The organism is Herbaspirillum sp. SJZ107 (assembly GCF_006715485.1).
Lineage (GTDB): Bacteria > Pseudomonadota > Gammaproteobacteria > Burkholderiales > Burkholderiaceae_D > Telluria.
Window position 1 is genome coordinate 1 of record NZ_VFNH01000011.1, and the last position, 7,830, is coordinate 7,830.

The 7,830-nt window shown below is 68.4% G+C and carries 5 protein-coding genes; all 5 read right to left on the reverse strand.

The window, feature by feature from the left end; genetic code table 11:
• Nucleotides 1-192: 192 nt before the first annotated feature.
• The 5 genes from FBX97_RS29355 to FBX97_RS29375 are packed head-to-tail and all read right to left on the reverse strand — an operon-like array spanning nucleotide 193 to nucleotide 7,612.
• Nucleotides 193-1,353 (reverse strand): VWA domain-containing protein, encoded by a 1,161-nt coding sequence (locus FBX97_RS29355; RefSeq protein WP_141839533.1) that lies wholly within the window; start codon nucleotides 1,351-1,353, stop codon nucleotides 193-195.
• Nucleotides 1,343-3,577, reverse strand: coding sequence for a DUF5682 family protein (locus FBX97_RS29360; RefSeq protein WP_141839535.1), 2,235 nt, complete (start codon nucleotides 3,575-3,577; stop codon nucleotides 1,343-1,345). Before FBX97_RS29360 ends, FBX97_RS29355 begins: the two co-directional genes overlap by 11 nt.
• Nucleotides 3,578-3,595: 18 nt before the next feature.
• A complete protein-coding gene (locus tag FBX97_RS29365) occupies nucleotides 3,596-4,693 on the reverse strand; it encodes an AAA family ATPase (protein ID WP_141839537.1) in 1,098 nt (365 codons plus the stop codon).
• On the reverse strand, nucleotides 4,690-6,270 hold the full coding sequence (locus FBX97_RS29370; protein WP_141839539.1) for a DUF5691 domain-containing protein: 1,581 nt from the start codon (nucleotides 6,268-6,270) through the stop codon (nucleotides 4,690-4,692). The genes FBX97_RS29365 and FBX97_RS29370 overlap by 4 nt, the downstream gene beginning before the upstream one ends.
• A gap of 1 nt (nucleotide 6,271) precedes the next feature.
• On the reverse strand, nucleotides 6,272-7,612 hold the full coding sequence (locus FBX97_RS29375; protein WP_141839541.1) for an SWIM zinc finger family protein: 1,341 nt from the start codon (nucleotides 7,610-7,612) through the stop codon (nucleotides 6,272-6,274).
• Nucleotides 7,613-7,830 lie beyond the last annotated feature (218 nt).

Genomic DNA, 7,830 nt, shown 5'->3' on the forward strand with positions numbered 1-7,830 from the left:
CCCCTTCCCATCCCGAACAGGACCGTGAAACGACTTTGCGCCGATGATAGTGCTGCAACCAGTGTGAAAGTAGGTTATCGTCAGGCTAATTAATAAGTAGTAAGCGAAACCCCGCAGAGTGATCTCTGCGGGGTTTTTTGCTTTTCAAGCCATATTTTTAATACGCCAGTCTTCGAAAAGACTGGCTTTCAATTAGGCACGCACGATACCCGCCTGCGACGCCCATTGCTCCAGGCTCTGCTTCTGGATCGCCGCCGCCATCAAATCCGGGAACAGATCCGGCGTACAGGCAAAACAGGGAATCCCCATCGCCGTGAGCGCCGCTGCATTTGCATGGTCATACGACGGCGCACCGCTGTCGTCGAGCGCAAGCAGGGCCACCACCTGCACGCCGCTACCCACCAGATTGGCCGCGCGGCTGAGCATCTCGGTCCTGTTCCCGCCCTCGTACAAGTCACTGATCAGCACGAAGATCGTCTCACGCGGCTGCGTGACCAGTTGCTGGCAATAGCCCAGCGCCCGGTTGATGTCGGTTCCACCGCCCAGCTGGGTCCCGAACAGGACCTCGACCGGATCCGAGAGCATCGGCGTCAGGTCGACCACCGCGGTGTCGAACACCACCACCGACGTCGACACGGTGCGGATACTCGCCAGCACCGCCGCGAACACGCTCGCATACACCACCGACGAGGCCATCGACCCGCTCTGGTCCACGCACAGCACGATGTCGCGCAGCGAACGGCCGCGCCGGGCAAAGCCGATACGCGTTTCCGGGATCACGGTCTGGTAGTCCGCCTGGTAATGCTTCAGGTTGGCGCGGATCGTGCGCAGCCAGTCGATGTCCTGGTGACGCGGCCTGCGGTTGCGCGCTGCCCGGTTCAGGCTTCCCGCCACTGCCTGCCGCATCGGCGCCGCCAGCTTGCGTTCGAGTTCCTCGACCACGCGCGCCACCACCATGCGCGCCGTGCTCCTGGTCTTGTTCGGCATCACGCGGTTCAGGCTGAGCAGGGTCGCGACCAGGTGCACGTCCGGCTCGACCGCCGCCAGCATCTCGGGCTCGCACAGCATCTGCTGCAGGCCCAGGCGGTCGAGCGCATCCTTCTGCATCACCTGCACCACGCTGGACGGGAAGTACTGGCGGATGTCGCCGAGCCAGCGCGCCACCCGCGGCGCCGAGCCGCCCAGGCCACCATGGCGCGTTTCCGACCCGGTGCCATACAAGGCGTGAAGGGCGCTGTCGATGGCGGCGTCGGCCGCATCCAGTTGCAAGGGCAGGGCCGCGTCCTGGCCCAGCACCAGGCGCCAGCGGCGCGCGGCTTCGGATCCAGGTGCGGCTTGCTCGTCATTTGTCATGAGCGGTTTCCGTCAAAGGCGATATCGAAAAAAGCGTCTGCAGGATCGGCAGTACCCGCCGCGCCCGCGCCAGGTCGACCTCGACCGGCTGCGCCGGCCCGGTACCTGCATGGCGCCCCTCCGCCTGCAGCGCGCGCTCGCCCAGTTCGCGCCGCTCCACCGGCGTAAAACTGCCGACCGTGCGCCGCAGCAGCGGCAGCAACTCCGTGAACACCTCGGCCGGCTGCGCCAGCAGCCAGGCATTCACGATGCGCCACAGCTGGTCGCTGTGGGCCAGCAGGGCACCGCTGCCCTGCAGGAAGCCCTCGAGCCAGTGCGCACTGGCCAGCGGCGCGACCGCCTTCGAGCAGCTGCGCGACAACTGTTGCGCGGCGCGTTCGGTTTGCCAGTGTCCATGTTCGGTCAGGATGCGGACGCAGCGTCCGGCCAACAGCGGATGCGACAGCTCGCTGACGGCGCCGCCCGCCAGCGCCTCGAACCAGGCGTACAGGTGGGCCTCGGCCTGCAGCAGGCGGATCGCCTGGTCGGCCGCGATGAGCTGCCCGAGCAGTCCGGCGGCCACCTCGTCGGCCAGGCCGCGCACTCCGTACGGCAGGGCGATGCAGGCGCGCGTCACCAGCCCGTCGACCACGCTCGCCAGCGCCGTCGTATCGACCGCACGCGCACTGCCGTAACGCAGCACGTTGATCAGCGGCGGCAGGGCCGCCAGCAGCAGGCCGAGGTCCGGCGTCAGCGTGCCGATGTCCTGGATGCGCGCCATCACCGGCGCCACCGCATCGCGCAGGTCGGCCAGCAGGATCTGCTCCATCAGCGCGGTCAGCTCGGGCAGGGCCTGCGCCTTCGCCGCGCGGTCGAACGCGACCGCCGTGGCCGCGCCCTCGAGCGTGCTGCCCCAGATGCTGGCCTCGATCAGGTCGACCGCGAATTCCGGTTGCCACAACAGGCGCCACAACTCGTGGAAGGTCCCGCTGCGCGCGCGCATGTGCTGCACCCTACCCCAGCGGATGCCGAGCAATGCCAGGCGATGCAGCAGCACGCTTTTTTCCAGATGGGCAGGCTGGCGCAGGTCCAGGTCGAGTTCCGTGGCATCGGCGCGCACCGCCATGCGCAGCCGCTTCTGCTGCGCGAACACGTCCTGCACCAGCGGCACCGCCGGCACGTCGTCCGGGACCTCGCCCAGAGCTTCGTCGATCAGCAGCCGCTCCCGGATCAGGCGCAGCGGCGCATCGCTGTCGTAGCAGAATACGGTGCGCACCGCTTCCATCAGTTCGTCGAGTCCGGGCCGCGGGCGGTCGCGCAGGGCGGCGAGCGTATCGGCCAGGCGTGAGGCTTCGATCACGTGGGCCGGCGAGGCATCCAGGTCGTGCCCGCGCAGCAGCGTCGCCACCTTGGTCAGCCAGTACAGGGAAGCGCGCTCGCGATGACGCCACAAGTGGCGGTACCAGCCGGGCGCCACCACGCCGGCGCCATAGCCGCTGGCGAAGGTCAGGCGGCCGTGGCTCCACGGGACCCAGGTCGCCGCCACTTTTTCCTTCGGCAGGCCTTTCAATAAATCGGTATCGCTCTTCGCACTGGGAAGCGTGGCCAGCGCCGGCACGTGCCAGGCGCCGCATACGACGGCGATGCGTTCGCGCCCCTGCTTGAGCGCCTGCCGGATGGCGTTGCGCATATAAGCTTCGCGCTGCGCCTCGAGGGGGTCGATACGGCTGCCGGTTTCCTGGCGCATCACCGCCATCATCTCGGCGATCGCGCCGAACAGGTCCAGGCTGTCGCTGCGCTGCTCGACCAGGTGGTCCCACCAGGTCTCGGTGTCGCCGTAGCCGGCCGCCTCGGCCAGCCAGCGCAGCGGATCGATGCGCTGCGGCTCGCCGTCGGCCGCCACGGCCTCGGATTCGGCTTCGTCACGGTGGCCCAGGCGATGCGCCTGCGGCAGGTCGCAAAAGCGCACCGGCACCGCGTGCAGGTTGGCGTAACGGATCGCCTGCCATTCCGGCGAGTACTCGGCAAACGGATAGAACACCGCGCGCTGCGGCGCCGCCGGCGCATAGACCAGCAAGGCCACCGGCGGCACCAGTCCGGGCGCGCCGGCAAAGCGCAGCAATTCATCCGCTTCGGGCGGCCCCTCGACCAGGATACAGTCCGGACGCAGCGCGTCCAGCGCAGCCGCGAGACTGCGCGCGCAGCCGGGGCCGTGGTGGCGGATGCCGAACAGGTGGACGCTCATCGCTCAGCCCATCCCGGTTCAGTTCATCACGTCGCGGCAGGCGCGGTACAGGTCTTTCCAGCCCTCTCGCTCCTTGACCACCGTCTCCAGGTACTCGAGCATGACCACGCGGTCCTGCACCGGGTCCTTGACGATGGCGCCCACCATGCCGGCCGCGAGGTCGGCGCCGCGCAGCACGCCGTCGCCGAAGTGGGCGGCCAGCGACAATCCGTGCGTGATCACCGAGATCGCTTCGGCCGTGCTCATGCTCGCCGTGGGCGTCTTGAGCTTGGTCTTGCCGTCTGCGGTCGCGCCCTCGCGCAGCTCGCGGAACACGGTGACGATGCGGCGGATCTCTTCCAGTGCCGGCGTCTCGGCCGGCAGCTCCAGCGCACGGCCGATGCTGGCCACGCGCGTCTCGACGATCCGCACTTCCTCGTCGGCGCTGCGCGGCGGCGGCAGCACCACCGTATTGAAGCGGCGCTTCAGGGCGCTGGACAGTTCGTTGACGCCGCGGTCGCGGTCGTTCGCCGTCGCGATGATATTGAAACCCTTCTGCGCCAGCACCTCGTCGTCCAGTTCGGCGATCGGCAGCACTTTTTCGGACAGCACCGAAATCAGGCTGTCCTGCACCTCGCCCGGCATGCGGGTCAGCTCTTCGATGCGCGCGATCTTCCCGTTGCGCATGGCGCGCATCACCGGGCTCGGGACGATGGCCTCCTGCGACGGTCCCTTCGACAGCAGCTGCGCATAGTTCCAGCCATAGCGCACCGCCTCCTCGCTGGTACCGGCCGTGCCCTGCACCACCAGGGTCGAATCGCCGCTGATGGCCGCCGCCAGGTGCTCCGAGACCCAGGACTTCGCCGTGCCGGGCACGCCGAGCAGCAGCAGGGCGCGGTCGGTCGCCAGCGTCGCCACCGCAATCTCGATCACGCGCGGATTGCCGATGTACTTCGCGCTGACCGTCACGCCGTTGTCCAGCCGGCCGCCCAGCAGGTAAGTCGCGACTGCCCACGGCGACATCCGCCAGCGCGGCGGGCGCTGGCGCGTGTCGCTGGCGATCAGCGCATCGAGCTCGCTGGCGTACTGCTGTTCCGCATGCTGGCGGAGGGCGGCGTTGGTATCGGGCGGGGTCATGCTGGCTCCTGGAAGGATGAGTGCATCTCGTGGCGGAAGCGCACGGTGCTGAAGAAGGTGTCGAAAGCGTCGCGCAAGGGGTGGTCCGGCTGGATGGCAGCGTGCCAGCCGGCCGAGACAACGGCCGCGGTGGACGGATCGAGCGCGAGCGCAAGGCTGGACAGCAGCTGGCGGAAGGCCCAGGCGTGGCCTGGCGTGGCCAGCACCGGCAGTGCGGTCTCGACGCGCTGCAGCACACGCCGGCTGAGGTCCTGCGGCCAGCTCCCGGCGCCGTGGTCGGCCAGCGTATGCAGCAGGCGCACCAGGCCGGCGTCGCTGTGCCACGTGTCGGGAAAGCCTTCGACCAGGGCGCTCAAGGCGCTGTCTTCATCGTGCCTGGCGACGCTGCCCAGCACATCGAACAGGCTGCCGGGGACCGCTTCGCGCAGCGCCGGCTTCGCGCCGATCCACCAGTGCGCGAGCGCCGCCAGCCAGGGGAAGCGTTGCGCGGCGCCGTGCCGCATGCTGGCCAGTGCCCAGCCGCGGATCAGGACCGCAGCGAACTCGCTGCTCTCGGCCAGGGCCAGCAGCTTGCGCGGGGACCGCTCGAATGCCTGCTCCCAGACGTGCGGATCGACGGCAGCCAACATGTCGATGACCCAGCCGGCCTTTTCGCCGGCACCGGGCCAGGGATTGGCGCCGATGCCGTCGCGCCGCATCGGCGCATCGATGTCACCCGGCAGGGCAAGCTGCAGGCGCGCAGGGCGCAGCAGGCGTTGTTCCACCTGCAGCAGCGGCTGCACGCGCGCCCGCATGCGCTGAGACAGGCGCGACCCCGGCAGTTCGGCCAGCAGGCGCTGGGCGGCGGCGCGCACTTCCTTGCGGCGGTCGTCGAGCGCGGATTCGATGAAATCCTCGTCGTCCGGTCCGAGCCGGACCGCCAGCGCCGGCAGCAGGGCCGCACGGTGTTCGGGCGGTTCGGTGGCCCAGGCCGCTGTCAGCATCCGGAGCGCGGCGGCCGGATCGTCTTCGCGCCAGGCGTGCAGGGTAGCGACGCGCTGCTCGATCGACCCGGTATCCCATGACAGCGCGCGCTGTGCGGGATCCGGGGCAATGGCCGCCCACGCCCATTCCGGCCGCAGGCGCGCGAGCCAGTGTCCACGCTCGTCCAGCACCGGCGCTACCAGTGGACGCAGCCTGGGCTGGCGCGTCGCCGCATCGAGCAGGTTGGGCAGGAAGCGCGCGGGCGAGCGGGCGCCGTGACGGTGCAGCAGCTGCAGCCACTCGGACAGCAGCCCGGCCGCATGGACGCCGCGCAGCAGCAGGGCGAGCATGCCTTCGGCGCGGTTGGCGCAGGGCGGCAGCGAGTCCGGTGGCGCCGTTTGCGTGTCGGCGCGGTCCGGCACCTGTGCTGCGCGATATCCGCTGCGTTCCCACAGGTCGAGCGCGCCGATGGCCAGCCAGAGCCGGGCTTCGATGGCGCTGCCATTCTCCGGCAGCAGGGTGTCGAGCGGTTCGCCGAAGCCGGCGAGCGCGGTACCGGCGCGTGCGCTGCCGATCTTGAAGAATTGGTGCAGCCGGCGTGTGTCGTCGCTCATGTCATGAAATGAAATCGCTGTCGATGTTGAGCAGGCGCCCGTCGTGCCATACGCTCAGCGGCAGCAGGGTGCGGCCATTCCATTCGCCGAAGACGGTGAGCGGATGGCCGCCGCCCACGGCCAGCAGGTAGATCGCATGGCGGAACGAAGGATGCAGTTCGATGCCGCGTCCTTGCGCGTCGCGCAGGATGCGCTGCTCGCCGGCGTCGGGCACCAGGTCCGCCAGCAGCGCGGGAAAACGCTCCAGGAAAGGCTGGGCCGCGAGGGCATGCGCGTAATCGTCCAGCAGCGCGTCGACACTCGATGCGGGCCCCGGGCCATCGGCCAGCGGACCCACTTCCGTCTGCTGGCCGACCAGGGCGCGCAAGGGAAAGGCGCCGGGATAGAAGTGGAGGGCACCGTCGAACGCCGTTCCCGGGACCAGTCCCTGCTCGAAGCCCTGCGTGCCGGCCGCATATTGCAGGACCAGTGCCCAGCGTGCGCTCGTGGCGCCGCGCAGCCAACTGGCGCGCACGCGCAGGCGCTCGTCTTCGGACACGGTTTGCGACAGGACGCGCCAGTGATCCTGGAGCGGCGTCTCGCGCAGCACGTCTTCCTGGCTGACGGTCCATCCGAGCAGCGCGCGCACGTCCGCCTGCAGCGGGACCGGCAGTTCGCCGAGACGGCGCCAGGCTTCGCCAAGCAGGTACAGCGACGCGAGTTCGTGGGCGACTAGCTGCTCCGCATGCGGCAGGTTGGACTGATAGAGCATGCCGCCTGCGCGCTGCAGGCGCCGGGCCAGAGGCGCCGCCTGGGCATCGACCATGCGCGCCGCAATCGCATCCCAGAAACCCTGGCCGCGCGAGCGTACCGATGCGAGCCCTTCACGCGCCAGATCGTGCAGCCAGGTCTGCAATTCACGTACGCCGGCATCGACCTTGTCCCCGCGCTTTTCTTCGCGTTTGCGGGCCTGGGCCGCAGCAGTGGCAGCGGCTTCCGGCGACGGCTCGGGTTTGGCGGCTTTGTTTTCCTGGCGCTGTTGGCGGCTCTGCAGCCAGTCAGTTACCCAGGCAGGGGCGTCGCCACTACTGAACAGGCCGGGCTCGGCGTCGAGCAGGAGATAAAGCCCGAGCCCATGCTTGCAAGGGAACTTGCGGCTGGGGCAGGAACATTTGAAGGCCGGTTCGCCGAGGTCGATCTGGGTACGATAGGGCTGCTTGCCGCTGCCCTGGCATTCGCCCCATAAAGCGGATTCGCTACGGCCGAGATTCGACCAGTTTCTCGGCATCGCCAGCTGACTGCCGGCCTTGGCCGAAGCGGCGTCAGGAGCGAGGGCCAGAATCTGGTTGGCGTCGAGTATCACCGGTCTCTTTCTTATATAGAGGTAATAATGAATACTCGACTATTCGGGGCAGATGGTCAATATAGGGTAGATGAGACATTTGGTACCCATCCGGCAAATGGGCCTTGCGCGGGTACTCATCCATTTGCTATAGTTCGCGTCCTGCTTCTGCAGCGCAGTAAAACGGCAACGAAATCAAGTAGTTGTGTTTGAATTTTCGGCAAGTCCGAAAGCGCTGA